The organism is Chryseobacterium polytrichastri (assembly GCF_900142445.1).
Taxonomy (GTDB): Bacteria; Bacteroidota; Bacteroidia; order Flavobacteriales; family Weeksellaceae; genus Chryseobacterium; species Chryseobacterium polytrichastri.
Genome location: NZ_FRAV01000055.1, coordinates 1 through 26609 on the forward strand (window position 1 = coordinate 1; position 26609 = coordinate 26609).

The window sequence follows — 26609 nt, forward strand, 5'->3', positions numbered from 1 at the left end:
TTCTTCTTTTGGAATATAGCCTAAAACTTCTTCTAATTTCATAAATCTGTTTTAGACTCAAATATAATAATTTTGAGGTTTCGAACACTTATGGCATTCTGCTCGTATCCTACTGGAAAGTTATAAAAAAGCCTTGCATTTTGCGAGGCTTTTATGTTTTATAGTGCTGCAATATTTTAAATTTAATAACCTGAATAAAAACTTTTTACTACAGAAAGCAAATGGTTTTACTTTCAGTATTTAGTTTTATAGCTTATCTCTTCATAAAATACCCAAAATAAGAACAGCTTCCCATAAGACCTTTTGCAGTTTCGGTATCGGCATATTGATTTTTAATCATGGCAAAATAGGTTCTGAATTTCTGATTTTTAATCTCGTCTAGTTGTTTAAGGTGAGCGTCACTTTTCTCAGAATATTTAGGATCAGAATAATCAATGGTAGCTTGGTTTTTGGCTTCGTATTGATAATACTTACCTTGTTCTGCGCTCGCCATTTGGAAAAGGATTCTGGCTTTCTGTTCTTTATTGGTGGCAATATCTAATGCTTTTTTATAATAATTAATAGCCAGATCAAAGTTGTCGGGTTCTATGTAAGAGGAGTCAAGGAAGTTTTTGTAATAATATTGGTAAGGTGTTTTCTTATTGGTATTCCAGAAATCATATTTTCCACCATTGCTGTTATCAATATCCATTACAAACAATTCTCTGTAATATCCTAAAATAGAAGTGTTGTATAATAAATTTCCAACAAGCTGATTGGCTTTTGCAGCCTTTTCATCTTTTCCGTTTCCTATGGTTTTAAGCTGAATTAATGCGTCTACTAACTCTAACTTATTCATGTCTTTTTTAATGAAAGGGAACGGTGTGTAATCTTCCATTTTCATGCTTGTAGCAGCATCACTTTGGAAACTTTCCCAAACATTATGTCCGAAAACAAGATTAGGGATATTATTAAATCCATTATATTCAGAAGGCTTATATTGATGAAGACTTGTTTTCTCAACATTGCTGCTCCAGTCATAATCTATTCTTGGAATTCCGGCGAAGCCTTGTGCTTTTTGGTAATAGGATTTCGCTTTTTCAAAATCAGCCATTCTCATGGCTCTGTCTCCATAAATTAAACTGAAAAAGGCATCAATATTTCCTACGCTATTAATGTTTTTGGCAATGATTTGTTGCTCAAATTGAGACTTGTTGGGCTTTCTGTAAAAATCTTCGACACTTTTTACCAATTGAGAGTTGGGGTTGTATTGAAGGTCAGAAAGTTTATTGCTCATTAAGAATGATTTTCCGTCTTCTCCCTGTAAGAAATAACGGTTAGCCAAAACATCTTTAAGGAAAGAAGCCGTTGATGGAACTGTTCCGTAATAGGAATCTTCTTCTGTTTGTACAGGATCTTTTTTAACCTCTTTTTCAATAAAATATTCAGAATAATCTTTCATTAAATGATTTTCATATTCCGCAGTTATTTTGGGTTGGGAAACGATATCATTCAGAACTTTCATTCTTTTTATTTGCTCAATATATTCCGGGTTATTGGTTTTAATATCTTCTAAAATTTCAGTACTTGCTTTGTAATCTTTTTTCAAAAACTTTAAGTAGGCATCGGCAATTTGCCAGTATTCATCTTTAGATTTCGTTTTAGTTTTTTCTGTGAATTTTTCCAGATCATCTAAGAAATCTTTAGTCTTATCATCATAATAGTAACTGGTATTTTTAGCGTAAAACGGAATCCTATTCGGGTTATCCAGCAATTCATCATCACTTTGATCTGCTTTTTTATTATCCGATACGGCGTCAGATTTTACTCCGAAAAGCTTTTTAAAGAACCTTACAATTTTTTGCCAAAACGAAAGTTCTTCTTTTTTTGAATCAGATTGTTCAGCCTTTTTATTCTCCGAAATATTTGTTTTGGAAGTAGCAGATTTAATGTCATCATGACCGTAATAATAAATCGGAAGATAATTTCGTTCCAGTTCATTAATGCTTCTTACGGCCATTACTTTTAAGATTTCGGAATCAGGATTGATATCGTACATTTTTTCCATAATAGGAATCGGATTGGTGAAATCTTCATAGCCTAAAAGGAAATACGCCATATTCTTTTCATCATTGGTTCCGGCTCTTTTCATGATGTTATTGAAAGAAGCGGTATCTGAAAGTTTCATCGATACAAATGCTGATTCTTTACGGCTTTTGCTGTTCATAAAAACCTGAAAGAAGTTCCAGTTAGCATCATTCTTCATTTCTAATCCTCTCTGTGCGCCTGCCAACTGATCAAGAGACATGAAATAAACTGAACCTTTTAATTTTACAGGTTCTACATAGGTTTTAAATGCCTGAAGCGCAACATCATAATTTCTTGTATAATGATTAAAACGAACCAACTGATAACCGTAACGTTGTTTAATCTCAGGATTTTTTGCCGCATTGTATAGCGATGTTAAAGCTGAAATTGTTTTGTCGTAATCTAAATTCGTTGCGTTCTTGCTGGTTTTGTCTTCGTTATTATAAAATGAGTTGGGGCTTTCAACATAATTGATGCTCATGTAAGGCTCCAAATATTTAGCCTCAATTAAATAATCAATTCCCTCATGATATTTTTGATAAGAGCCGGCGCCGAGTTTTGTGAGTAAAGTATTGGTTGAATTGCCTTTTTTCAATTCATTCAGATCATTCATGCTCATTTTATTGACCAGGAAATCCGTTTCGGAATAACTTAATTGATTATTAAAAAACTTTTTCCAGGATTCAATATTTTCATCAGGGATCTGAGACGGTTTGAAACCTGTGTAGAACCTCGTAGAATAACTATGAAGAAAAGGCAGGTATGATTTATCTTTTATAATACTTTGAGTAAAAAGATTAAAGTATTCATAATCTGGATCAGACCAGCCACAGGCATTAGATTCTGTGTAAAAAAGTGATAAAACCGCAAGCGAAAGAAAGTACTTTTTCATTGTATAGATGGTGTTTTTTTATAGTTTAAAATTAAAAGAAGGATTCAAATTATCTGCGTAAATCTGCGTAATCTGCGGGAGAAAAACAATGTTATATCTTTTCAGATTTTGTTATTGATAATATTTAAATTAAAAATTAAAATTCTGCCCTGTAACAAATTTACTATCTAATTGATAATAAATGATATTGAAATAGTTAATTTTTTTCTCAAGAAAACCAACAACTTCCTGAAGCTGATCATCAGCTATTTCTTCAACTTTTATTCTGAAACCTTTGTTAAGATAATTTCCAAAATAGAATCCATCTTTCTGTATTTCAATTTCTGTTGAGGACATTTTTTTGAAATTAGGATTTTTTAGATCTTCTTTAGACAATGCATTAATCAATTTATGTTTTCCTAAATGATTGGTAACAATTCCCCACGAATAGATGGGAAGAGCCACATCTATCTTTTTAATAGGATAGTCTTCAATTTTCGAAAGATAATTTTTCAAAACCGTCACATCCAGAATCGAATTTTTATCTGAATTTTCCAAAGGCGAAGAAGTAGAGTAGCACATTAAATATACTTTGTCAACAGGCGGAATTCCGGTTTGGTTTTTATCTTTCACCTGATGAAGGCGTAGCGTGCAAGTGATTTCTTTTCCAGATATTTTTTTAAGCTCTTTTAAAAACGTAAAATAATCATCTCTTGTTCCAGCGGTCCAGTCACAATCAATTTGAATTTCGTTATTAACTTTTAAATGATATTCTGTAATTTTTTTTTGAATTAATTGATTGATGCTTTCAGCAAGAAATTGAATCTCATCTTGTGAAATATTGAACAAGGTTTGATTGGTAATGAAAACAGTTGGGACAATTTGTTTATAGGACTGAAAACTTTTGTCTTTTGTGATAACACCCACCGGCTGAAATTTTCCGCCAACTTTATCTACATCAAAAAATCGTGTGTACAGATATGGAATGGTTGCTTTATCCAATGCTTTTTTCTCTTCCGGATGTAAGGAGAGATTGGTTTTCCAGTAATAGAAGGTATACGGATGGCTATTTTTCTTTTGGCACGAAACCACAAGAAAGAGGATAAATAATATTCTTAATATTTTCATTATTGATACAATGCGCTATCACAGGTGCAACTTCCACTTTCTGTTTCTGAAACAGAACAGCAGTCTTCTGATTTTTGAATGTTTCCTTTTTCGTCGGTAAGGTAAATTTTCTCTTTATCGAATTTTAGATATAATGTTTCGTCGTTTGTTTTAAAATGAACTTTCATTACTTTCGGATTGTATTTTCCTGCATTGATTTCTTCTTTCGTTTCTTCTCCGCTAGCTTGGTTTATTTGAACGAAACCAAAATAGACGTCACCATTTTTCTTTACATCCAGATAATAGGCTGGAGTTCCGGTTCCGCTGTAGCCTTCCATAATATTGAAATCTCGTTTCCCGATGAAAGGAGCGTTAGACTGAGCATAAGATACAATACTGATGCATAAAATAAATATGCTGAAAGCCTTTTTCATATTTTTTTTCTCAAAATTAAAGATATCTTAGCAAAAATTAAACCGTAAAAACACGGGGATTGTCTTTATTAAAAAGAATCATCTGTGAAATCTGTGGGAGCTAAAATTTTAACCACAAAAGGCATAAAAGGTTGAACGCTTTAGTTTTTTTAAGCTAAAATTTATTCTGTTAAAAAGTACACATAAGTTTTAAAAAATCTTTGATTTTATTCTTTTGCAAGCTTTTATTTTCAAAATAGTTAAACTTTAAAACGGTCAATAAAAGCTTTTGTCTCTTTTGTGGTTAAAGTCAAAACATGTTCAAAACGAACAAACCATTCCAATAACTGGAATGGCTTGTCCTTTACTAACAATTTTTTATTTTAAAACACAGTCGCCGCTAATTGAATTCTTGCGTATTTATTAGAAGGATTCCACATCGCCATCATAGAGACGGGAAGACTGTAGTGGTCTGTAATTTTTACAGTTTTGCTGGCTTTTACGCCCGCATTCACAACATCAAAGCTGTTTTTTCCGTTGCCATACAGAAAGGTTGCGTCATTAAGGGCAAATCCGGCACCTACAAATGCATCCAGATTTACTTTTTTACCGGCTATCACGGGGTAGCTTACCTGCACATAAGTAGAATATTTATTCTTTTTATAGCTTCCGTCCGGTTCTAGTACAACCTCTCCTGCATTTGCTCCTCCGTAAAGCATAATGTCTGTTTCAACGTTAATTGGAAATGAAGGTCCGAAAGTATAATTAGTTCTTAGATCAATGATATGAGCCGTTCTTCTGTTTGAGTAATTGAAGATATCGTCTGATGCTACTGTGGTGTTTATATTTCTTGAATTAAATAAATCCCACAGTCCAATATAAAAACGTCCGTTTGAATATTGAACATAATAGTTGATCTCTTTATAATGGGTTCCGTCTTTATCATCCGCCAGAGCAGAAGCTCCCCATATCCCCACTTTCCATTTTTTTTCTGCATCAAGGGCATAAGAAAGATTTCCCATAACAACAGGTTTATCAGTAATGATTAATCCTCTCCAAAGGTGATTGTTCTGGATGTTTGCCGTGAAATCCAATCTACCATTGTCTTTATTTTCTTCAGCTTCTTGAGCAAAAAGCTTCCCTATGCCCAGGGTTACCAGGCAGATCATTGTTGCGATTTTTTTCATGGGTAAATTAGTTTAAGAAACTGTAAAGTATTGCTGCTAAAGAAGCCCCGAGTATGGGTGCTGCAATAGGAATCCAGGCATATCCCCAGTCGCTGCTTCCTTTGATAGGAAGGAGGGCGTGCATGATTCTGGGACCCAGATCTCTTGCGGGATTGATAGCGTATCCTGTAGTTCCTCCTAGGGAAAGACCAATGGCCCAAACCAAGAAAGCAACAGGTAATGCACCGATAGAGCCTAATCCTATTTTTGCGGTAGTATCATTATGAATTGAAAGGCTTGGATCTGAAAAATAAAAGATCACAAAAACAAGTACGAAAGTTCCAATCGTTTCACTGATGAAATTTGATAAAGGGTTTCTAATGGCCGGGCCAGTACTGAAACAAGCAAGTTTGGCTCCTTCATCTTCAGTGATTGCGAAATGATCTCTGTAGAATAGCCATACAAGAAATGCTCCCAATGCGGCTCCAATCATCTCGCCTGCTATGTAAGTGGGAACAAGGTCCCACGAGAATTTTCCTGCTACTGCCAAACCTATGGTAACGGCCGGGTTTAAATGAGCGCCACTGATAGGTCCGGCTACCTGAACGCCTACAAAAACGGCCAGTGCCCAAGCGGTAGCGATAACAATCCATCCGGAATTGTTTCCCTTAGTATCTTTCAAAACAACGTTTGCTACAACGCCGTTTCCTAATAGGATCATAAGCATTGTCCCAATTATTTCTGCTACAAATGGTGTCATATGTATTATTTATTTGGGGGTTATTAATCTTCGATCCAGTTTTGGGAACGTTGTACTGCTTTGTGCCAGAAATGAACCATTTGAGCAGATTTTTCTTTTTCCAACTGTGGATGGAAGTCTTTATCTACGATCCATTGAGATTGAATCTCATCAATGTTTTTCCAGTATCCAACGGCAAGACCTGCAAGGTAAGCGGCACCTAAAGCGGTAGTCTCTAATGTTTTTGGTCTTGTGATTTTAACAGAGAAAAGATCAGACTGTATCTGCATTAATAAATCACTTGCAGAAGCTCCTCCGTCAACTCTTAGTTCTAAACTTGGTCTTCCTGAATCTGCTTCCATTGCTTTCACGATATCATATACCTGAAAAGCAATTCCTTCCAACGTTGCTCTTGCGATGTGTCCGTTGGTGGTTCCGCGAGTTACTCCAACGATAGTTCCTCTTGCGTATTGATCCCAGTAAGGAGCTCCCAAACCTGTTAATGCAGGTACGAAATAAACGCCGCCATTGTCTTCTACTGTTTTAGCAAGATCATTGATTTCTTCTGCTGAATTAATCAGTTTAAGACCATCTCTTAACCATTGTATGGCTGCACCTCCTACAAATACACTTCCTTCTAAAGCATAATTTACTTCTCCATTTATTTTCCATGCAACGGTAGTCAGTAGGTTGTTTTTAGATTCTACTGCTTCTTTTCCTGTATTCATTAGTAGAAAACATCCTGTTCCATACGTGTTTTTTACCATTCCGGGAGTGGTACACATTTGTCCGAATAAAGCAGCCTGTTGATCTCCGGCAATGCCGGCAATAGGAATTTTTGTTGAAAATAAAGTAGTGGCTGTTTCACCATAAATTTCGCTGCTTTGTTTCACTTCGGGTAAAATAGCTCTTGGAATATTAAACAATTCCAATAACTCATTATCCCAATCTAAGGTGTGAATATTCAGAAGCATGGTTCTACTGGCATTGGAAACATCAGTAATGAACATTTTTCCACGGGTAAGTTTCCATACCAACCAGGTGTCAACAGTTCCGAAGCACAGTTTTCCTGCTTCAGCTTTTTCTCTGGCACCATCTACGTGGTCTAATATCCATTTTAATTTTGTTGCCGAAAAATAAGCATCCAGAACAAGTCCTGTTTTCTTCTTAATCATATCGGTATGGCCTTCTTCTTTCAGTTCATCACAATATTTGGATGTTCTTCTGTCTTGCCATACAATAGCATTGTAGATCGGTTCTCCGGTTTCTTTATCCCAAACAATGGTTGTTTCTCGTTGATTGGTAATTCCGATAGCGGCGACTTCTAGCCCTGAAATTCCTGCTTTTGCAATAATTTCTGCAGCAACTGAAATTTGCGACGACCAAATTTCATTAGGATCATGCTCTACCCAGCCTGGAGTAGGGAAGATCTGCTCAAAACTCTTTTGAGAAATATATTCTATTTCTCCACTGTGGTTGAATAAAATGGCTCTAGAAGAGGTAGTGCCTTGATCTAAAGCGAGAATTAATTTTTCACGCATGCTGTTATATTAATTAAGGTTGATTGTTTTCGGAGAATAGGGTATTAATAAATAACCTTTTGCTAATTCAATAAATTCTTTTTCCTGCTGTTGTGCCCATTCTTGTGAAAGTTCTCTTTCTTGTGCAATGATAGAGGCTACTTTATGAGCACTGTCTATTGCTGCTCTTGCATCTAAGAATAACATACGGACTCTTCTTGCAAAAACATCTTCTATGGTTTCTGCCATTTCATATCGTACAGCCCAGATTATTTCTGCAACTGTGAATGGATGTTCCGGATGAATTTTTTCAGAATATGAAGGATTGCTTTCCTGTAATTTTTTGATAGAAGGGATATCTGAACCGTATACATATAAATGACTGCTTCTGTCTACCTGATCAGCTTTCATATTGCCATGAATAGATAGGTTCTCTGTTTTAGAAGTTGTGATTCCCAGTTTATGAATTTCCATGGCTTTGTTGATGGTATCTTCTGCCATTTTACGGTAAGTCGTCCATTTTCCACCGATGATAGAAACCAGTCCTGTATCTGATGCGATGACCTTGTGGCTTCTGGAAACTTCTTTTGTACTTTTTCCTTCCCCTTCAGGAGCTGCAAGAGGTCTTAATCCTGCGAAAACAGATTTTACATCTTCACGGGTTGGCTTTTTAGATAAATATTGTCTTGCGGTCGTTAAAACGAAATTGATCTCTTCTTCCAAAGCACGCGGTTCAAAACTTTCGCTTTCCAATAAAGTGTCGGTTGTTCCTACTAAAGCTCTGTCATGCCATGGAACTACAAACAAAACTCTTCCGTCTGAAGTTTTAGGAATCATGATGGCGTCATCGCTTTTTAAGAATGATTTATCTAAAACCAAATGAATTCCCTGACTTGGAACAACAAGTTTACCATGCTTGGGATTATTCATATTCAATATATCATTGGTGAATACTCCTGTTGCGTTGATGACTACTTTAGCGCGAATTTCGTATTGCTTTTGCGTAAACTGGTCTTCTGCAAGTACACCGTTTATTTTTCCTGAATCATTTTTAAGAAGGTTAATGACTTTTAAATAATTAATAGCACTTCCTCCTTTTTCAATAATGGTTTGAGCAAGGTTAATGGCCAGACGGGCATCATCAAACTGTCCATCCTGATAAACAACGCCGCTCATCAGATTTTTCTGTTCGATGGTTGGAAGTTTACTTACGGTTTTAGACTTGCTTATGTATTGAGTTCTTCCAAGGCTTAATTTTCCTGCAAGAAAATCATAGATGGATAATCCTATTTTATAATAGATTCCTCCCCACCAAGTATAGTTGGGGATAATGAAAGATTGGTTTTTTACTACATGAGCTGCATTTTGTGCCAGTAGACCTCTTTCTTTTAATGCTTCTTTTACTAACCCGATATCTCCTTGAGCTAGATATCTCACGCCACCATGGACGAGTTTCGTACTTCTGCTGGATGTGGCTTTTGCAAAATCATGAGATTCTATCAATAAAGTTTTGAATCCTCTGCTTGTTGCGTCTAATGCTGAACCAAGGCCGCTGGCTCCTCCGCCAATGACAATAAAATCCCACTCTTGAGTATTGGCTAATTTATTTAGTTCTTCATTTCGTTTCATAACTGTTTCGTTTATGTTTCGTTTTCAAATGTATAAATTAAAAACGAAACTAAAAAGAAAATAAATGAAATTTTTAAGAAGTCGGAAAAAAGTGATAAATTTGATGAAATAAATTCAATGGAAAAGTTAATAGCTAGGCATAGTGATATTTTAAAGGTGTTAGATGAAAAAGATTATGTTCTTGTTCAGGATCTATGTGAAAAATTTAATGTGTCTTCTGTTACCATTCGAAAGGATTTGAACTATTTAGAAAGTCTGGGATTGTTGTTTCGTAATCATGGAGGGGCAAGTAAATACGTGAGATATGCGTATGAGAAAAATGTAGATGAAAAAGAGAACATTAATGTAGAAGCGAAACAGAGTATTGCTAAAGCTGCTTTACAGATGATTCAGGAAAACGACTGTATTATATTAGCTTCCGGTACAACAATGCATTATCTGGCAAGAATGTTGGTGAATTTTGGAAGGCTTACGGTTCTTACCTCTTCTTTAAGGGTGGCACTTGAGCTTTGTAATAATCCTAACATTAATATTATACAATTAGGAGGAGAGGTAAGAAAGAGCTCTACTTCTATAGTAGGTTCTATATCCGAAACTATTCTGAAGCAGTTTTCCTGCAACAAATTGTTTTTGGGAGTAGATGGTATTGATTTGGATTTTGGTATTAGTACATCCAATGCTGCAGAAGCTCATCTTAATCAGTTGATGATTGAGTGTTCTGATAAGGTGGTGATATTGGCTGACTCTTCAAAGCTGAATAAAAAAGGTTTTGGAAGGATTGCTACGCTAGATCAAATAGATTGTTTGATAACAGACGATGGTATCTTAAAAGAAGACAGAAAGGGACTTGAGGAAGTTGGAGTCTCAGTTATTACAAAATAATTTTAATGATAGCTCCTATATAGTTACTAAAATCACATTAAGGACGCTTATTTTTTGTAAACTGCTAAAAATCAAAATATTTTGCAATAAAATTTGTCAATTTGAAAATAATTCATAAATTTGCACACTCATTTTAGGGGTAGAGTATGCCTATATCAAAAGTAGAAATTACTTCAAACCTTTCTAAAATGTGTGTGAATCCAAGGAAATTTTATAACATATTATATAAATAATGTCAGGTATTATTGGTAAAAAAATCGGTATGACATCTTTGTTTAACGAAGAAGGAAAAAACATTCCTTGTACAGTTATCCAAGCTGGTCCATGCTCGGTTTTACAGGTCAGAACCATTGAAAAGGACGGCTATAAAGCAGTTCAATTAGGTTTCGATGACAAGAGTGAGAAGAACGTTGGTAAAGCGTTAGCTGGTCATTTTAAAAAGGCTGGTTCTACTCCTAAAGCTAAGTTGGTAGAATTCTACAGAGAATTCGTAGACCAAGTAACAGTAGGAGAAGATGTAACTGTAAAATTATTCGGCGAAGGTGAATTCGTGGATGTAACAGGTACTTCTAAAGGTAAAGGTTTCCAAGGTGTTGTTAAAAGACACGGATTTGGAGGTGTAATGCAAGCTACTCATGGTCAGCACAACAGACTTAGAGCTCCAGGTTCTATCGGTGCTGGATCAGATCCTTCGAGAGTATTCAAAGGAATGAGAATGGCAGGTAGAATGGGAGGTAAGCAGGTAACTGTACAAAACCTTCAAGTATTAAAAGTGGATCAAGAACAAAATCTTTTAGTAGTAAAAGGTGCTGTTCCGGGAGCTAAAAATTCTTATGTAATTATCAGAAAATGGAACTAGTAGTATTAAATACATCAGGAAAAGAAACCGGAAAAAAAGTAACTCTAGACGAATCTGTATTCGGTATTGAGCCAAACAAGCACGCGGTTTACTTAGAAGTTAAACAGTACCTTGCTGCACAAAGACAAGGGACTCATAAATCAAAAGAAAGAAGCGAAATTACTGCTTCTACTAAGAAACTTAAGAAGCAAAAAGGATCTGGATCTGCTAGATACGGTGATATTAAATCTCCAACTTTCAGAGGTGGAGGTAGAGTATTCGGACCTAAGCCAAGAGACTACAGATTCAAATTGAACAAAGCTCTTAAGAGATTAGCTAAAAAATCTGTTCTTTCTCAGAAAATGAGAGACAACAGCATCAGAATTGTAGAAGGATTGAGCATTGCTGCTCCTAAAACTAAAGATTTCATCACTATCTTAAATGCATTAGCATTAAATGATACTAAATCTTTATTCATTCTTCCTGATACAAACAAGAATGTATATTTATCTTCAAGAAACTTACCTAAGACTAAAGTTATGAAATTCAACGAAATTTCTTCTTATGACTTAATCAATGCAGGTGAGATCGTTTTCTTAGAAGGTGCAGTTGAAAAATTCCAGGAAAATTTAAAGAAATAAATCATGTCACTAATTATTAAACCAGTTATTTCAGAGAAAGCAAACTATCTTACAGATTTAAGAGGTGCTTATTCTTTCTTAGTACAACCTAAGGCGAATAAAATCCAAATTAAAAAAGCTGTAGAAGTAGCTTACGGTGTAAAGGTAGCAGACGTTAGAACAATGATTTATGCTCCGAAGGTTTCTTCAAAATACACTAAAAAAGGTCTTCAAGTAGGAAAGACAAACAAATTGAAAAAAGCGATTATCACTCTTGCTGAAGGGGAAGTAATCGATATTTTTGCTGTAAATTAATTATTAATTATAAATAATAGTAATGTCTGTTAGAAAATTAAAACCTATCACCCCAGGACAGAGATTCAGAATTGTTAACAATTTTGAGGAAATTACTACTAACAAACCAGAGAAATCTCTAACTGTTGGTATTAGTAAGTCAGGTGGACGTAACCAAACTGGTAAAATGACCATGCGTTACACCGGAGGTGGACACAAAAAGAAATACAGAATTATCGACTTCAAAAGAAACAAGCATGATGTTGAAGCAACGGTAAAAACTGTAGAATATGATCCAAACAGAACTGCATTTATCGCTTTATTAGAATATGCTGACGGAGAGAAGAGATATATCATCGCTCCAAACGGTATCAAAGTAGATCAAAAGGTAGTTTCAGGTGAGGTTGTAGAACCGAATATCGGTAACGCAATGAAATTGAAAAATATTCCATTGGGTACAGTGATTTCTTGTGTTGAAATGAAGCCTGGACAAGGTGCTATTTTAGCAAGAAGTGCTGGATCTTCAGCTCAACTTACTTCAAGAGACGGAAAATATGCAATCATCAAATTGCCTTCAGGAGAATCTAGAATGATCCTTACTGAGTGTTATGCAATGATTGGATCTGTTTCTAACTCTGATCATCAGTTAACTGTATCAGGTAAGGCTGGTAGAAGCAGATGGTTAGGTAGAAGACCTAGAACTAGACCGGTAGTAATGAACCCTGTAGATCACCCAATGGGAGGTGGTGAAGGACGTTCATCTGGAGGTCACCCAAGATCTAGAAACGGTATGCCAGCTAAAGGTTACAAAACCAGAAAGAAAAACAAAGCGTCTAACCGTCATATCATATCTAAACGTAAATAATTATGGCAAGATCACTTAAAAAAGGACCATTCATTCATCATACTTTAGATAAGAAGGTTCAGACAAACATAGAGTCTGGTAAGAAGACAGTTATCAAAACTTGGTCTAGAGCATCAATGATCTCTCCGGACTTCGTAGGACAAACTATTGCAGTACACAACGGGAAATCTTTTATCCCTGTTTATGTTACAGAAAACATGGTTGGTCACAAGCTAGGCGAATTTTCTCCAACAAGATCTTTTAGAGGTCATGGTGGTAACAAAAACAAAGGAAGTAGATAATCATGGGATCAAGAAAAAGAGAAAGTGCATTAGCACGTAAATTAACGAATCAAGATGTAGTGAAAGCATTACATAATGATTGCCCTTCTTCTCCAAGAAAGATGAGATTAGTAGCTGATATCATCAGAGGAGTAGAAGTAGATAAAGCTTTAAGCATTCTAAAATATTCTAAAAAAGACGCTTCTAACAAATTAGAGAAAGTATTACTTTCTGCAATGGCTAACTGGCAGTTGAAAAACGAAGGTGCTGATATTGAAGAAGCGAATCTTATCGTTAAAGAAATTTTTGTAGACAGTGCTAGACAATTGAAGAGACTAAGACCTGCACCACAAGGTAGAGGACACAGAATCAGAAAAAGATCTAACCACATTACACTAATCTTAGGTAATAAAGAAAATTAATCAAGGTATGGGACAGAAGACAAATCCAATTGGTAACAGATTAGGTATCATCAGAGGATGGGATTCAAACTGGTTTGGTGGTAAAGATTATGGAGACAGAATCGCTGAAGACTACAAAATCAGAAGATACCTTGAAGCTAGATTATCTAAAGGTGGAATTTCAAAAATTTATATTGAAAGAACATTAAAATTAGTAACAGTTACAATTACTACTGCTAGACCGGGACTTATCATCGGTAAAGGAGGTCAGGAAGTTGACAAGTTAAAAGAAGAATTGAAGAAACTTACTAAAAAGGATATTCAAATCAATATTTTCGAAATCAAAAGACCTGAACTTGATGCAGTTTTAGTTGCTGACAGTATTGCTAAGCAAATTGAAAACAGAATTTCTTACAGAAGAGCTGTTAAAATGGCTATCGCTAGTACAATGAGAATGGGTGCTGAAGGTATCAAAGTTCAAATCTCTGGTAGATTGAACGGTGCTGAAATGGCAAGAAGCGAATCTTTCAAAGACGGAAGAATTCCTTTGTCTACTTTCAGAGCAGATATTGATTACCACATTGGTGAAGCATTAACTCAGTACGGTAAACTTGGAGTGAAAGTTTGGATTATGAAGGGAGAAGTTTATGGTAAGAGAGACCTTATGCCATTAGTAGGACAACAGAAGAAAGGTGGTCCTTCAGGTGGTGGAAACAGAGGAGATAGAGATAACAGAAGACCTTCAAGAGATAAAAAAAATAATTAATAAAATTTTAGAGGATAGTTTTTAAACGACCGTTACTTTTTTAAAATCTAAATTCTAAAATCTAAAATTTAAGAAATTATGTTACAACCAAAAAGAACCAAATTCCGTAGAGTTCATAAGATGAAGATGAAGGGGATTGCTCAAAGAGGTAATCAACTTGCTTACGGAACTTTCGGAATCAAAGCTACAGAAGGAGCTTGGATCACTGCAAGACAAATTGAAGCTGCTCGTATCGCTGCTACAAGATATATGAAGAGAGAAGGTCAACTATGGATCAAAATATTCCCAGATAAGCCTATTACTAAGAAACCAGCCGAAGTACGTATGGGTAAAGGTAAAGGTGCTGTAGAATATTGGGTAGCTGTAGTGAAGCCAGGTAAAATTATGTTCGAAATCGGAGGTGTATCTTACGAAATCGCTAAAGAAGCATTAAGACTTGCTGCTCAAAAATTACCGGTAGTTACTAGATTTGTAGTAGCTAACGATTTTGTTAAACCTCTATAATCTTTGAATACAATGAAACAAGCTGAAATTAAAAATCTAAGCGCTGAAGATATTCAAGCAAAATTGGCTGAAGCTAAGACTGAATTCACTAAAATGAAATTAGCTCACAAAATCAGCCCACTTGAAAATCCAATTCAAATCAAAGATTTGAGAAGAACAATCGCAAGACTAAATACTGAGTTAACTAACAAACAACAATAAGATTTTCATATATTATGGAAAGAAACTTAAGAAAAGAAAGAATCGGAATAGTTTCCAGCAATAAAATGGAAAAGACCATTGTTGTAAGTGAGACTACTAGAGTGAAACACCCGATGTACGGTAAATTCGTATTGAAAACGAAAAAATATACTGCACACGACGAAAACAACGAATGCACAGAAGGAGATACAGTTCTTATCCAAGAAACTAGACCTATGAGCAAGAGTAAGAGATGGAGATTAGTAAGAATCATTGAAAAAGCTAAGTAATAATGTTACAAACAGAATCAAGATTAAAAGTTGCTGATAACACTGGTGCTAAAGAGGTGCTAGTAATCAGAGTTCTGGGTGGTACCAGAAGAAGATATGCTTCAGTTGGTGATAAGATTGTAGTTACTATCAAAGCTTCTACACCATCAGGAAACGCAAAGAAAGGTCAAGTATCTAAAGCGGTAGTAGTAAGAACTAAGAAAGCAGTTAGAAGAAAAGATGGTTCATACATCAAATTCGAAGACAATGCTTGTGTTTTACTAAACGCTGGTGGAGAAATGAGAGGAACACGTGTTTTCGGACCTGTTGCTCGTGAGTTGAGAGACAAAGAATATATGAAGATCATTTCATTGGCTCCTGAAGTACTTTAATTTTAAAAATTTTTAAAAGAAAATGTCAAAGTTAAAAATAAAAAGAGGAGATAACGTAATCATTACTACTGGTAAAAAAGATATCAAAGGTAAAACTGGTGAAGTTATTGAAGTGATCAAAAAAGAAGGAAAAGACCCTAGAGTTATCGTTGCAGGACTTAACATCGTTAAAAAACACGTTAAGCCTTCAGCTTCAAATCCTCAAGGAGGAATCACAGAGAAAGAAGCTTCTATTCATATCTCAAACATAGCTTTAGTTGGTAAAGACGGAAAAGCTATCAAAATCGGTTACAAAATCGAAGGAGATAAGAAAGTAAGAATCGACAAAAAAACGGGTGAAACTTTATAATTTTAAATAACACATGGAATATATCGCAAGACCCAAGAAAGCATATAAAGAAACAATTGTTCCTGCAATGATGGAAGAATTTGGGTACAAATCTGTAATGCAGGTACCTAGATTAGAAAAAATCATCCTATCTCAAGGTTTGGGTGATGCTACTGCAGACAAGAAAATTATTGACTATGCTGTAGAAGAACTTACAAATATTACTGGTCAAAAGGCTGTAGGTACTATTTCTAAGAAAGATGAAGCAGCTTTCAAATTAAGAAAAGGTATGCCTGTAGGTGCTAAGGTAACTCTTAGAGCTCACAAAATGTACGAATTCTTAGACAGACTTACGGCTTCTGCTTTGCCACGTATTAGAGATTTCTCTGGTATTAAAGCTGATGGTTTCGATGGTAGAGGTAATTATAACTTAGGTATTACTGAGCAAATTATCTTCCCTGAGATCGCAATCGACAAAGTGAAAAAAATCCAAGGGATGGACATCACTTTCGTTACAACTGCGAAAACAGATAAAGAAGCTAAAGCATTGTTAACTCACTTCGGTTTACCTTTCAAAAAGAACTAAGAAATGGCTAAAGAATCAATGAAAGCGCGTGAGCGCAAAAGAGAAGCAGTTGTTGCTAAATACGCTGAAAAAAGAAAAGCTTTAAAAGAAGCTGGTGATTATGAAGGACTTCAAAAATTACCTAAAAATGCTTCTCCTGTAAGATTACACAACAGATGTAAACTAACAGGTAGACCAAGAGGTTACATGAGAACTTTCGGTCTTTCTAGAGTAACTTTCCGTGAAATGGCCAATAACGGTCTTATTCCGGGAGTGAAAAAAGCTAGTTGGTAGTAATTACTAATTAAAAATCGGGACAATTAAGTTGTCTGGATACTAAAGAAATAAATATCAGACCGAAGTTTTTCTGACGTCTGATATTTTAATCTTCAAGTCCCTTCAATACTGATTGTCTTTAACCAATAATTTAAAAAAGAAAAATGGTAACAGATCCAATTTCAGATTTCCTAACAAGAGTAAGGAACGCACAAAGCGCAGGCCACAAAGTGGTGGAAATTCCTGCATCGAAAATCAAAAAGGAGCTTACAAAAATCTTATTTGATCAAGGGTATATCTTAAACTACAAGTTTGAAGAGAGCGCTGTTCAAGGAACGATTAAAATAGCTTTGAAGTATGACAAGCAAACAAGCAAGCCTGCAATCAAGTCTATCCAAAGAGCTTCAAGACCAGGTCTAAGACAATACAAAGGTTCTACTGAACTTCCAAGAGTATTGAACGGTTTGGGTATCGCTATTATCTCTACTTCTAGAGGGGTAATGACTGATAAAAAAGCTAGAGAAGAAAAAGTAGGCGGTGAAGTAATCTGCTATGTTTATTAATTTTTAATCAAAGGAAAATGTCAAGAATTGGTAAAGCAATTATAACAATTCCCGCTGGAATTACTGTCACTCAAAAAGACGGTGTGGTAACTGTAAAAGGTCCTAAAGGAGAACTTTCTCAGGAGCTTACAGAAGGAATTACTTTAGAACAAAACGATGGCGTGCTTACATTCAGCAGACCATCTGATTCTAAGCAACACAGAGCGCTACACGGTTTATACCGAGCGTTAATCAATAACATGATTTTGGGAACTACTGAAGGTTTCTCAAAAAAGTTAGAACTAGTAGGGGTAGGATATAGAGCTTCACACACAGGTCAAAAACTTGAGTTAGCTTTAGGATTCTCTCACGGTATCGTTTTAGAACTTCCAAAAGAAGTAATAATCGACACATTGACTGAAAAAGGTAAAAACCCAATTATTACTTTAACGTCTCATGACAAGCAACTTCTAGGAATGGTTTCTGCAAAGATTCGTTCATTCAGAAAGCCTGAGCCATACAAAGGAAAAGGTGTAAGATTCGTAGGAGAAATTGTTAGACGTAAAGCTGGTAAATCTGCTTAATAAATTATAAGTATTATGGCATTAAGTAAATTAGAAAAAAGAATAAGAATAAAAAGAAGAGTAAGAGGAAAAATCTCTGGATCTTCTGAATTGCCAAGATTATCTGTATATAAAAGTAATAAGGAAATTTACGCTCAGTTAATCGATGACAAAGACGGTAAAACTTTAGTATCTGCTTCTTCTAGAGATAAAGGAGTTGACGCTAAAGGTACAAAAAGTGAAGTTTCTGCTGCTGTTGGTAAAGCTATCGCTGCTAAAGCGGTTGCTGCAGGAATTGAAACTATTGTATTTGATAGAAACGGTTTCGTATACCATGGAAGAGTGAAAGCTCTAGCTGATGGTGCGAGAGAAGGAGGACTTAAATTCTAATCATTAAATTTCGGAAAATATGTTAGGACTAGATAATATAGAAAGAGTAAAACCGGGAGGATTAGAATTAAAAGATCGTCTCGTAGCTGTAAACAGAGTAACTAAAGTAACTAAGGGTGGTAGAGCTTTCGGGTTTTCTGCTATCGTTGTTGTTGGAAATGAAGAAGGAGTTATTGGTTACGGTTTAGGTAAATCTAAAGAGGTTGCTTCTGCAATTGCTAAAGCAGTTGAAGACGCTAAGAAAAACCTTGTTAAGGTACCTGTAATGAACCATACAATCCCTCACCAAACTACTGCTAGATACGGTGGTGCAGATATCTTCTTGAGACCTGCTTCTCACGGTACAGGACTTATTGCAGGTGGTGCAGTAAGAGCGGTATTGGAGTCTGCTGGTATTCACGATATCCTTTCAAAATCTAAAGGATCTTCTAACCCTCACAACGTAGTGAAAGCTACTTTTAAAGCGTTGTTAGACATCAGAAGACCTGAAGAAATTGCAAGAATGAGAGGAGTTTCTCTAAGTAAAGTGTTTAACGGTTAATAAATAAACAATGGCAACAATTAAAGTAAAACAAGTAAGAAGCGCTATTGGTAGAACAAAAACCCAAAAGAGAACGCTTGAAGCATTAGGATTTAAGAAACTTCACCAAGTTGTAGAACACGAAGCTACGCCTTCTATTTTAGGTATGATAGCTGCAGTTAGTCATTTACTTGAAGTTCAAAAATAATTTTAAAAAGAAATTAAAATGAATTTAAACAACATAAAACCTGCTGCAGGTTCTACTTTTAGTTCAAAAAGAATTGGTAGAGGTCAAGGTAGTGGAAAAGGAGGTACTTCTACGAAAGGTCACAAAGGTCAGAAAGCAAGAGCTGGTTATTCTCAGAAAATCGGTTTTGAAGGAGGTCAGATGCCTTTACAAAGAAGATTACCGAAATTCGGTTTCAAAAATGTAAACAGAAAAGAATTTAGAGCTATTAACCTAGACGATATTCAAACTTTAATTGATACTAAATCTGTAACAGGAGATATTACAAAAGAAGTTTTAGTACAAAACGGTTTAGCTACTAAAAACGAATCAGTGAAAATTATGGGTAGAGGAGAATTGAAATCTGCGGTTTCAATCTCTGCTGATAAATTCACTAAATCTGCATTAGAGCTTATCTCTAAAGTAGGTGGACAAGCAATTACATTATAATAGTAACTAATGAAAGAATTTATACAAACCCTTAAGAATATTTGGAGCCTAAAGGAATTAAGAGATAAAATTCTCTTTACGTTAGGTATTATCCTTGTGTATAGATTCGCATCTTATATCTCGTTGCCTGCAATTAACCTTGCAGAAGTAGGAGATCTCTTAGAGCATTATAAAAATCAAGGCGGTAACAAGCAAGGAGCAGGTCTCCTTGGCTTGCTTTCGTCGTTTACGGGAGGGGCTTTCAGCCACGCTTCTGTAATGGCGTTAGGTATCATGCCTTATATTTCAGCTTCTATTATTGTTCAGTTGATGGGGATGGCTATTCCTTATCTTCAGAAACTTCAGAAAGATGGAGAGTCCGGTAGAAATACATTGAATCAAATTACTAGATGGTTAACAATTGGGGTTTGTCTTGTACAGGCACCTTCTTATTTAACTTCTATTACTCAATTATTCTTACCATATGCTCAGTTCCAATCTGCATACTATGTAGAGCCAAACTCTATCATGTTCTGGTTACCAAGTATTGTTATACTAGTTGCCGGATCAGTATTTGCAATGTGGCTAGGTGAGAAAATTACTGACAAAGGAATCGGAAATGGTATTTCTATCCTTATTATGGTTGGTATATTATCTAGACTTCCAGAAGCATTTGTACAGGAAATGGCCGTGCAGAACGGAAAAGGAGGAATGGGATCTATCATGATCCTTATTGAAGTGATATTCTGGATGTTGGTGGTTCTTTTAGCAGTCGTCCTATCGGTCGCTGTTAGAAAAATTCCAATTCAATATGTAAGCAGAGCTCAAGCAAGAGGAGGTGTAAATAGAAATCTTATGCAAGGAGCAAGACAATGGATTCCATTGAAAGTTAATGCTGCTGGAGTTATGCCAATTATCTTTGCTCAGGCATTGATGTTTGTACCAGGTTTATTAACCAAATTTGATGAATCTAATACTTTTCTTGCAGGTTTCAAGAATGTTTTTAGCTGGCAGTACAACGTATTGTTCGCGCTATTAATTATTATCTTCTCATTTTTCTATACTGCAATTACAATTCCGGTAAACCAAATGGCTGATGATTTGAAGAGAAATGGAGGTTTAGTACCGAAAGTAAGACCCGGTAAAGAGACAGCTGATTATTTAGATGATATTTTATCTAAAATTACCTTGCCAGGTGCAATATTTTTATCTATCTTTGCAGTCCTTCCAGCAATTGTGCATGGAAGCTTTGTTCAGACAGATGCGTTCGCCCTATTTTTCGGGGGAACATCACTATTGATTATGGTGGGAGTTATTTTGGATACAGTTCAACAGATTAATACATATCTGCTGAACCATCACTATGATGGCTTAATGCAGTCTAAACTGTCAAGAACGACTGGATATTAATTTATGGCAAAACAAAAACATATTGAACAAGACGGCGTTATTACGGAAGCACTTTCGAACGCCCAGTTCCGTGTAGAGCTAGAAAATGGGCATATGCTTATCGCTCATATTTCTGGTAAAATGAGAATGCATTATATTAAACTTTTACCTGGTGATAAGGTAAAACTAGAAATGTCTCCCTATGATTTGACAAAAGGGAGAATTACTTTTAGATATTAAACAACCGCCAAATGGAGTCTTCGGGTTTCCATTTGGCTATTGTTAAAAAATAAATACTATCAAATGAAAGTTAGAGCATCAATCAAAAAAAGAAGTGCTGATTGCAAGATCGTACGCAGAAAAGGTGTACTATTTGTTATCAACAAGAAGAACCCAAAATTTAAACAAAGACAAGGCTAATATTAAATTATGGCGAGAATTGCAGGTATTGATTTACCAAAAAACAAAAGAGGCGTTATCGGTTTGACTTATATTTATGGAGTTGGAAGAAGTACTTCTTCTGAAATCCTTAAAGTTGCCGGTATTAGCGAAGATAAGAAAGTCAACGAATGGAATGACGATGAATTGGCTGCAATCAGAAATTATATCTCAGAAAACGTAAAAGTTGAAGGTGAGTTAAGATCTGAAGTGCAATTGAACATCAAGAGATTGATGGACATAGGATGCCAACGAGGAATACGTCACAGACTAGGACTACCTTTAAGAGGCCAGAGAACGAAAAACAACTCTAGAACCCGTAAAGGAAAGAGAAAAACAGTTGCTAACAAGAAAAAAGCAAGTAAATAATCGTTAGGAATTATGGCAAAACAAAGTAAAGTAGTTAAAAAAAGAAAAGTAAAAGTTGAAGCTATTGGTGAAGCGCATATTCAAGCTTCTTTCAATAACATCATCATTTCTTTAACAAATAAAAGCGGAGAAGTTATCTCTTGGGCTTCTGCCGGTAAAATGGGATTCAGAGGTTCTAAAAAGAATACTCCATTTGCTGCTCAAATGGCAGCTGAAAATTGCTCTAACGTAGCTCACGAAGCTGGACTAAGAAGAGTAAAGGTGTACGTGAAAGGTCCTGGTGCAGGTAGAGAGTCTGCTATCAGAACAATTCACAATTCAGGTATTGAAGTTAGCGAAATTATTGACGTTACTCCTATGCCACACAATGGATGTAGACCACCAAAAAGAAGAAGAGTTTAATTTTTAGAATTTACCCATTATGGCAAGATATATTGGACCTAAAACTAAGATTGCTAGAAAGTTTGGTGCTGCAATCTACGGAGATGATAAAAACTTCGAAAAGAGAAAAAACCAACCGCCAGGACAACATGGTCCTAACAAAAGAAGAGGTGCTAAAAAATCAGAATATGCAGTTCAGCTAGCTGAAAAACAAAAAGCTAAATATACTTACGGTATTTTAGAAAGACAGTTTGCTAACCTATTTGATAAAGCACACAGAAGTAAAGGTGTAACAGGTGAAGTTCTATTACAGCTTTGTGAATCAAGATTGGATAACGTAGTGTACAGATTAGGTTTTGCTAAAACTAGATCTGGTGCAAGACAGTTAACTTCTCACAGACACATTACTGTGAACGGTGAGATCCTTAACATCCCTTCTTATTTAGTAAAAGCTGGTGATGTAATCGCTGTAAGAGAGAAATCTAAGTCTCTTGAGGTTGTTACTGACTCATTGGCTGCTAAAGCAAATTATGAGTGGTTACAATTCAACGATGAGAAGAAAGAAGGTACTTTCATTTCTGCTCCTGAGAGAATCCAAATTCCGGAGGACATCAAGGAACAACTTATCGTCGAACTTTACTCTAAATAATTTTTTAATCAAATTTTTGCTCAACCCAATAATATGGCAATTTTACAATTCATAAAACCCGATAAAGTAATTTTACTTAACTCTGATGAATTTAAAGGTCAATTCGAATTTAGACCTCTAGAACCAGGTTTCGGGCTTACAATCGGTAATGCTTTGAGAAGAGTGTTGCTTTCTTCTCTGGAAGGATACGCTATTTCATCTATCAAAATAGAAGGTGTAGAGCACGAATTTTCAACTATTCCAGGAGTAATCGAAGACGTTACCGAAATTATTCTTAACCTTAAGCAGGTAAGATTAAAAGCTACGGCAGAAAACCAGACGAACGAGCAGGTTGTTGCTAAAGTTACGGGACAGACGATTATTACTGCTGGAGATTTAGGTAAATCAGTAAACGGATTCGAGATTTTAAATCCGGATTTAGTGATCTGTAACCTAAACAGTGATGTAACTTTCGAAATCACTTTCAATGTAGAGAAAGGTAGAGGGTACGTTCCTTCGGAACAAAATAAAACAAACAATGCTCCTGTAGGAACTATTGCTATTGATTCTATTTTCACCCCTATTAAGAAAGTACAATACAGTATTGAAAATTATCGTGTAGAGCAAAAAACAGACTACGAAAAACTTGTATTAGATATAGAAACTGATGGCTCAATCAGCCCTCAGAATGCTTTAACAGAAGCTTCTAAGATATTAATTTATCACTTCATGTTGTTCTCTGATGAGAGAATCACACTTGAAACTGAAGCTGTAAAAGCATCTATCCAATATGATGAAGAAACGCTTCACACAAGACAACTTCTTAAGTCTAAATTAGCAGATATGGATCTTTCAGTAAGAGCCCTTAACTGTCTAAAAGCAGCTGAAGTAGAAACTCTTGGAGAGCTGGTTTCTTACAGTAAGTCTGATTTGATGAAATTCAGAAATTTTGGTAAAAAATCTTTGACAGAACTAGAAGAATTAGTGCATTCAAAAGGTCTTAACTTCGGTTTCGACGTTGCAAAATATAAGTTAGACGCTGATAAATAATTAATAATGAGACACGGTAAAAAATTCAATCACTTAGGAAGAACAGCTTCTCATAGAAGTGCTTTACTTTCTAATATGGCTTGTTCTCTAATTGAGCATAAGAGAATCAACACTACTGTAGCTAAAGCTAAGGCTTTAAGAGTATATGTTGAGCCTCTTTTAACAAAGGCAAAAGAAGATACTACACACAATAGAAGAATTGTTTTTTCATATCTTCAAAGTAAAGAGGCTGTTACTGAACTTTTCAGATCAGTAGCTCCTAAAATCGCAGAAAGAAACGGAGGTTACACAAGAATCATCAAGACTGGTTTCAGACAAGGTGATGCTGCTGACATGGCTCTTATCGAGCTAGTTGATTTCAACGAACTTTACAATCCTAATGCTGAAGAGAAAAAGACTACTAGAAGAAGTAGAAGAACTACAACTGCTAAAAAAGAAGCGGTAGTTGCTGATGCTCCTAAAGTAGAAGAAAAAGTTGCAGAGCCTACGGCAGAAGCAGCTGATTCTACAGAGGAAAAAACTGCAGAATAATATATTCTCAGATATAAATAAAAAACCGTTCAGATTTCTGAACGGTTTTTTTTTACATATTAAACAGTTTTATATCATATCCTGGACTTTCATATTTTTTATATCTTCTTTTAGTTTTGCTAGTTCAAGTTCAAGTTTTTCAATACATTTTTGTAATTCATAAAAAATTTGACCATTGCAGTAATGGAGAGTATTAATGTTGAGTACTTTTTTTTCTAAATACTCAATAAAAAATTCATCATCTGTTTCATATATCTGCTCAAGGGGAACATCTAATATTTCTGCAAGTTTTTGCCATTCTTTGGTGTTTATTTTAATTTGACCGTTTTCACGCCTGCTGTAATTGGAAATATTCATGTACAATACGTTTGCCATGTGTTCCTGAGTTAATTTTTTCCTTTTCCTAACCTCTAATAATTTGAATTTTATCATAGTTTCTAGGTAATAAATTTTATTATTGTATTTGTGTGAAAATATTTGCAATATATTGTGTTTTTTTTTGTTAAAAATTGCAACTAAGTTACAAATAATATTGATAATTATCATTTAATATTTTATTATTTTTGAGTAATTAAATATTCACCAAGTAAGGAATAATTAAGGAGATAAAGTAACTTGTAAAAATCTTTAATCTATAAAAATGTTAAAAATGAATTGTATCTGCTTAGGCTATTTATTTTAAGAAAGTGGAATATTTCAAAAGTATTCCCTTCGAAAATAGACTTCAATTTTGTTTGAATTACTTCTTGAATTTATTAAAATGATAAGATGATTTTTGAGAGCAAATATCTTACTTGATTAAAGAAATAAATATTTTCAAAATAACATTAACTATTAAATAATTAAGCAATGACTAAGAAAGAAATTCAAAAACTAAGAAATTTCATTGATTTGGTAGCCGAAAATGCGAATACATCGATTGGGTATCCTTTTGCAAAAGGAAATAACTACCATGAGCTTTATAGCCTACTTCGCTATCCTCTTATCAATTTAGGAGATCCGTTTATTGAGAGTAACTATAAGGTGAACTCTTTTACTATTGAAAGAGAGGTTATTGAATTTTTTGCGGATTTATTTAGGGCATCTAAAGATGACTATTCAGGCTATGTTACTAATGGGGGAAGCGAGGGTAATCTTTATGGATTATACCTTGCTAGGGAATTATATCCTAATGGAATAGTATATTATTCTTCGGAATCTCATTACAGCATACCGAAAAGTATTCGATTGTTAAATATGTAATCTATTGAAGTTCCTGCGAATTATGATGGGGAAATAAATTATGATGAGTTGGAATCGTCCATTAAACAACGCTCTAAACTGCCTGTAATTATTGTTGCCAATATCGGAACAACAATGAAAGAAGCAAAAGATAATGTTTCTCTAATACTTGATATTATAAAGAAACATAATATAGAGCATTATTATATCCATTGTGATGCTGCCCTTGCTGGAGCTTACCTTCCTTTAATAGAGGAAGACCCTAAGTTTGATTTTAAAAATGGAGTGGATAGTATTACATGTAGCGGGCACAAATTCATAGGTTCACCTATACCCTGTGGAATTGTTGTGGTTAAGAAAAGGAATAAAGGAAATCTGGCTCATCAATATATATCCTATATAGGATCTCTTGATACCACTATTAACGGATCTCGGAACGGTTTTACACCCGTAATCTTATGGTATATAATTAAACAGCAAGGAAGAAAAGGCTTACACAAGAATGCTTTGGAATCTTTGGAATTAGCAGAATATACTCAAAATATATTTCAGGAGTTAGGAATAGCATCTTACCGTAACAAAAATGCAATTACAGTGGTATTTCCTAAACCATCAGAATTTATTTGTAAAAAATGGCAACTGGCTACAAAAGATGATTATGCACACCTCATTTGTATGCCAGGTATTTCTAAAGAAGTCATTGATAATTTTTTCTTTGATTTATCAAAAGATATTAATCTCTCTTAGAGCCCGTTTAAATCTCTAAATTTAATTTTTGGTATAGTATATTTAAGCTTTTTAAAAATGTCTAGTCCTGAAATAGCGATACATAAAAAAATCATCGTTATGAAAGAATACTTAGAAACACTTTATGTCAAGCGTACGCAGAAAGATTACAGTTTAAGTTTGAAACTTCAGATTGTAAAAGAAATTGAATTCGGTAAATTAGGAATTACAGAATGTCGTAAGAAATATGGTAT

The 26609-nt window shown here is 35.0% G+C and carries 39 protein-coding genes; 31 read left to right on the top strand and 8 right to left on the bottom strand.

Annotation, left to right across the window (positions count from 1 at the left end):
- Nucleotides 1-253 precede the first annotated feature (253 nt).
- From BUB80_RS21705 to BUB80_RS21735, 7 genes are all read right to left on the bottom strand, one after another.
- On the bottom strand, nt 254-2959 hold the full coding sequence (locus BUB80_RS21705; protein ID WP_073297714.1) for a hypothetical protein: 2706 nt from the start codon (nt 2957-2959) through the stop codon (nt 254-256).
- Nucleotides 2960-3088: 129 nt separating this feature from the next.
- Nucleotides 3089-4066, bottom strand: a complete 978-nt coding sequence (locus BUB80_RS21710) for a hypothetical protein (RefSeq protein ID WP_073297716.1) — start codon at nt 4064-4066, stop codon at nt 3089-3091.
- Nucleotides 4066-4479 carry a hypothetical protein gene (locus BUB80_RS21715; protein WP_073297718.1) on the bottom strand — a complete coding sequence of 138 codons (414 nt, stop codon included), beginning with the start codon at nt 4477-4479 and terminating at the stop codon, nt 4066-4068. Before BUB80_RS21715 ends, BUB80_RS21710 begins: the two co-directional genes overlap by 1 nt.
- A gap of 362 nt (nt 4480-4841) precedes the next feature.
- Nucleotides 4842-5645, bottom strand: coding sequence for a hypothetical protein (locus BUB80_RS21720; protein ID WP_073297720.1), 804 nt, complete (start codon nt 5643-5645; stop codon nt 4842-4844).
- A 7-nt stretch (nt 5646-5652) separates the two neighbouring features.
- Nucleotides 5653-6384 carry an MIP/aquaporin family protein gene (locus BUB80_RS21725; RefSeq protein WP_073297722.1) on the bottom strand — a complete coding sequence of 244 codons (732 nt, stop codon included), beginning with the start codon at nt 6382-6384 and terminating at the stop codon, nt 5653-5655.
- 23 nt (nt 6385-6407) lie between these two features.
- Nucleotides 6408-7904, bottom strand: a complete 1497-nt coding sequence (gene glpK, locus BUB80_RS21730) for a glycerol kinase GlpK (protein ID WP_073297724.1) — start codon at nt 7902-7904, stop codon at nt 6408-6410.
- Nucleotides 7905-7913: 9 nt separating this feature from the next.
- Nucleotides 7914-9512, bottom strand: a complete 1599-nt coding sequence (locus tag BUB80_RS21735; RefSeq protein ID WP_073297726.1) for a glycerol-3-phosphate dehydrogenase/oxidase — start codon at nt 9510-9512, stop codon at nt 7914-7916.
- A 117-nt stretch (nt 9513-9629) separates the two neighbouring features.
- Between BUB80_RS21735 and BUB80_RS21740 the strand changes: the two genes are divergently transcribed.
- The 29 genes from BUB80_RS21740 (at nt 9630) to rplQ (ending at nt 24408) form a co-directional block, all read left to right on the top strand.
- Complete coding sequence (locus tag BUB80_RS21740) at nt 9630-10394, top strand: DeoR/GlpR family DNA-binding transcription regulator (RefSeq protein WP_054512051.1); 765 nt, start codon at nt 9630-9632, stop codon at nt 10392-10394.
- A gap of 232 nt (nt 10395-10626) precedes the next feature.
- Nucleotides 10627-11253 (top strand): 50S ribosomal protein L3, encoded by a 627-nt coding sequence (gene rplC, locus BUB80_RS21745; protein ID WP_073297728.1) that lies wholly within the window; start codon nt 10627-10629, stop codon nt 11251-11253.
- On the top strand, nt 11244-11873 hold the full coding sequence (gene rplD / locus BUB80_RS21750) for a 50S ribosomal protein L4 (protein WP_072407371.1): 630 nt from the start codon (nt 11244-11246) through the stop codon (nt 11871-11873). Before rplC ends, rplD begins: the two co-directional genes overlap by 10 nt.
- A 3-nt stretch (nt 11874-11876) precedes the next feature.
- On the top strand, nt 11877-12167 hold the full coding sequence (gene rplW / locus BUB80_RS21755) for a 50S ribosomal protein L23 (RefSeq protein WP_054512048.1): 291 nt from the start codon (nt 11877-11879) through the stop codon (nt 12165-12167).
- Between the two features lie 22 nt (nt 12168-12189).
- Entirely contained in the window at nt 12190-13011 is an 822-nt protein-coding gene (gene rplB / locus BUB80_RS21760) for a 50S ribosomal protein L2 (RefSeq protein WP_054512047.1), read from the top strand.
- Nucleotides 13012-13013: 2 nt separating this feature from the next.
- The gene (gene rpsS, locus BUB80_RS21765; protein WP_034702850.1) at nt 13014-13292 is read left to right on the top strand and encodes a 30S ribosomal protein S19; all 279 of its coding nucleotides are present in this window, start codon (nt 13014-13016) and stop codon (nt 13290-13292) included.
- Nucleotides 13293-13294: 2 nt separating this feature from the next.
- Nucleotides 13295-13693, top strand: coding sequence for a 50S ribosomal protein L22 (rplV, locus tag BUB80_RS21770; protein WP_073297730.1), 399 nt, complete (start codon nt 13295-13297; stop codon nt 13691-13693).
- A 7-nt stretch (nt 13694-13700) separates the two neighbouring features.
- The gene (gene rpsC, locus BUB80_RS21775; protein ID WP_066752875.1) at nt 13701-14438 is read left to right on the top strand and encodes a 30S ribosomal protein S3; all 738 of its coding nucleotides are present in this window, start codon (nt 13701-13703) and stop codon (nt 14436-14438) included.
- Between the two features lie 78 nt (nt 14439-14516).
- Nucleotides 14517-14942: a 50S ribosomal protein L16 gene (gene rplP / locus BUB80_RS21780; protein WP_073297732.1), complete on the top strand. Its 426-nt coding sequence runs from the start codon at nt 14517-14519 to the stop codon at nt 14940-14942.
- Nucleotides 14943-14954: 12 nt separating this feature from the next.
- On the top strand, nt 14955-15143 hold the full coding sequence (gene rpmC / locus BUB80_RS21785) for a 50S ribosomal protein L29 (protein WP_073297734.1): 189 nt from the start codon (nt 14955-14957) through the stop codon (nt 15141-15143).
- A gap of 11 nt (nt 15144-15154) precedes the next feature.
- Nucleotides 15155-15412 carry a 30S ribosomal protein S17 gene (gene rpsQ, locus BUB80_RS21790; protein WP_052186088.1) on the top strand — a complete coding sequence of 86 codons (258 nt, stop codon included), beginning with the start codon at nt 15155-15157 and terminating at the stop codon, nt 15410-15412.
- Between the two features lie 2 nt (nt 15413-15414).
- Nucleotides 15415-15783: a 50S ribosomal protein L14 gene (gene rplN, locus BUB80_RS21795; RefSeq protein ID WP_066752865.1), complete on the top strand. Its 369-nt coding sequence runs from the start codon at nt 15415-15417 to the stop codon at nt 15781-15783.
- 22 nt (nt 15784-15805) lie between these two features.
- Nucleotides 15806-16132, top strand: coding sequence for a 50S ribosomal protein L24 (gene rplX / locus BUB80_RS21800; RefSeq protein WP_034738772.1), 327 nt, complete (start codon nt 15806-15808; stop codon nt 16130-16132).
- 13 nt (nt 16133-16145) lie between these two features.
- Nucleotides 16146-16697, top strand: coding sequence for a 50S ribosomal protein L5 (gene rplE / locus BUB80_RS21805; protein ID WP_073297736.1), 552 nt, complete (start codon nt 16146-16148; stop codon nt 16695-16697).
- Nucleotides 16698-16700: 3 nt separating this feature from the next.
- On the top strand, nt 16701-16970 hold the full coding sequence (gene rpsN / locus BUB80_RS21810) for a 30S ribosomal protein S14 (protein ID WP_054512038.1): 270 nt from the start codon (nt 16701-16703) through the stop codon (nt 16968-16970).
- A gap of 146 nt (nt 16971-17116) precedes the next feature.
- Entirely contained in the window at nt 17117-17515 is a 399-nt protein-coding gene (rpsH, locus tag BUB80_RS21815) for a 30S ribosomal protein S8 (protein ID WP_072407375.1), read from the top strand.
- A gap of 17 nt (nt 17516-17532) precedes the next feature.
- Nucleotides 17533-18078 (top strand): 50S ribosomal protein L6, encoded by a 546-nt coding sequence (gene rplF / locus BUB80_RS21820; protein WP_073297738.1) that lies wholly within the window; start codon nt 17533-17535, stop codon nt 18076-18078.
- Nucleotides 18079-18093: 15 nt separating this feature from the next.
- Nucleotides 18094-18447: a 50S ribosomal protein L18 gene (gene rplR, locus BUB80_RS21825; RefSeq protein ID WP_073297740.1), complete on the top strand. Its 354-nt coding sequence runs from the start codon at nt 18094-18096 to the stop codon at nt 18445-18447.
- A 19-nt stretch (nt 18448-18466) separates the two neighbouring features.
- On the top strand, nt 18467-18988 hold the full coding sequence (gene rpsE / locus BUB80_RS21830; RefSeq protein WP_034712988.1) for a 30S ribosomal protein S5: 522 nt from the start codon (nt 18467-18469) through the stop codon (nt 18986-18988).
- Nucleotides 18989-18998: 10 nt separating this feature from the next.
- Nucleotides 18999-19175 (top strand): 50S ribosomal protein L30, encoded by a 177-nt coding sequence (gene rpmD / locus BUB80_RS21835; RefSeq protein WP_007839493.1) that lies wholly within the window; start codon nt 18999-19001, stop codon nt 19173-19175.
- An 18-nt stretch (nt 19176-19193) separates the two neighbouring features.
- Entirely contained in the window at nt 19194-19643 is a 450-nt protein-coding gene (gene rplO, locus BUB80_RS21840; RefSeq protein ID WP_073297741.1) for a 50S ribosomal protein L15, read from the top strand.
- A 9-nt stretch (nt 19644-19652) separates the two neighbouring features.
- Nucleotides 19653-21032, top strand: a complete 1380-nt coding sequence (gene secY / locus BUB80_RS21845) for a preprotein translocase subunit SecY (protein ID WP_034702876.1) — start codon at nt 19653-19655, stop codon at nt 21030-21032.
- A 3-nt stretch (nt 21033-21035) separates the two neighbouring features.
- On the top strand, nt 21036-21251 hold the full coding sequence (infA, locus tag BUB80_RS21850) for a translation initiation factor IF-1 (RefSeq protein WP_047401287.1): 216 nt from the start codon (nt 21036-21038) through the stop codon (nt 21249-21251).
- Between the two features lie 63 nt (nt 21252-21314).
- On the top strand, nt 21315-21431 hold the full coding sequence (rpmJ, locus tag BUB80_RS21855; protein ID WP_007839480.1) for a 50S ribosomal protein L36: 117 nt from the start codon (nt 21315-21317) through the stop codon (nt 21429-21431).
- A gap of 9 nt (nt 21432-21440) precedes the next feature.
- Complete coding sequence (rpsM, locus tag BUB80_RS21860) at nt 21441-21818, top strand: 30S ribosomal protein S13 (protein ID WP_073297743.1); 378 nt, start codon at nt 21441-21443, stop codon at nt 21816-21818.
- 12 nt (nt 21819-21830) lie between these two features.
- Entirely contained in the window at nt 21831-22220 is a 390-nt protein-coding gene (rpsK, locus tag BUB80_RS21865; RefSeq protein ID WP_034702879.1) for a 30S ribosomal protein S11, read from the top strand.
- 19 nt (nt 22221-22239) lie between these two features.
- Nucleotides 22240-22848 (top strand): 30S ribosomal protein S4, encoded by a 609-nt coding sequence (gene rpsD / locus BUB80_RS21870; protein ID WP_073297746.1) that lies wholly within the window; start codon nt 22240-22242, stop codon nt 22846-22848.
- Between the two features lie 33 nt (nt 22849-22881).
- Nucleotides 22882-23877, top strand: a complete 996-nt coding sequence (locus BUB80_RS21875) for a DNA-directed RNA polymerase subunit alpha (protein WP_073297748.1) — start codon at nt 22882-22884, stop codon at nt 23875-23877.
- 6 nt (nt 23878-23883) lie between these two features.
- Nucleotides 23884-24408 carry a 50S ribosomal protein L17 gene (rplQ, locus tag BUB80_RS21880; RefSeq protein ID WP_073297749.1) on the top strand — a complete coding sequence of 175 codons (525 nt, stop codon included), beginning with the start codon at nt 23884-23886 and terminating at the stop codon, nt 24406-24408.
- Between the two features lie 69 nt (nt 24409-24477).
- On the opposite strand, the gene BUB80_RS21885 is transcribed toward rplQ, so the two are convergent.
- Nucleotides 24478-24840: a helix-turn-helix domain-containing protein gene (locus tag BUB80_RS21885; protein WP_175549642.1), complete on the bottom strand. Its 363-nt coding sequence runs from the start codon at nt 24838-24840 to the stop codon at nt 24478-24480.
- Nucleotides 24841-25257: 417 nt separating this feature from the next.
- Here BUB80_RS21885 and BUB80_RS23895 point away from each other — a divergent pair, with 417 nt between their 5' ends.
- Complete coding sequence (locus BUB80_RS23895) at nt 25258-25650, top strand: PLP-dependent aminotransferase family protein (RefSeq protein ID WP_228433928.1); 393 nt, start codon at nt 25258-25260, stop codon at nt 25648-25650.
- 3 nt (nt 25651-25653) lie between these two features.
- Nucleotides 25654-26376 (top strand): pyridoxal-dependent decarboxylase, encoded by a 723-nt coding sequence (locus tag BUB80_RS23900; protein WP_228433930.1) that lies wholly within the window; start codon nt 25654-25656, stop codon nt 26374-26376.
- The last annotated feature ends 233 nt before the right edge of the window (nt 26377-26609 follow it).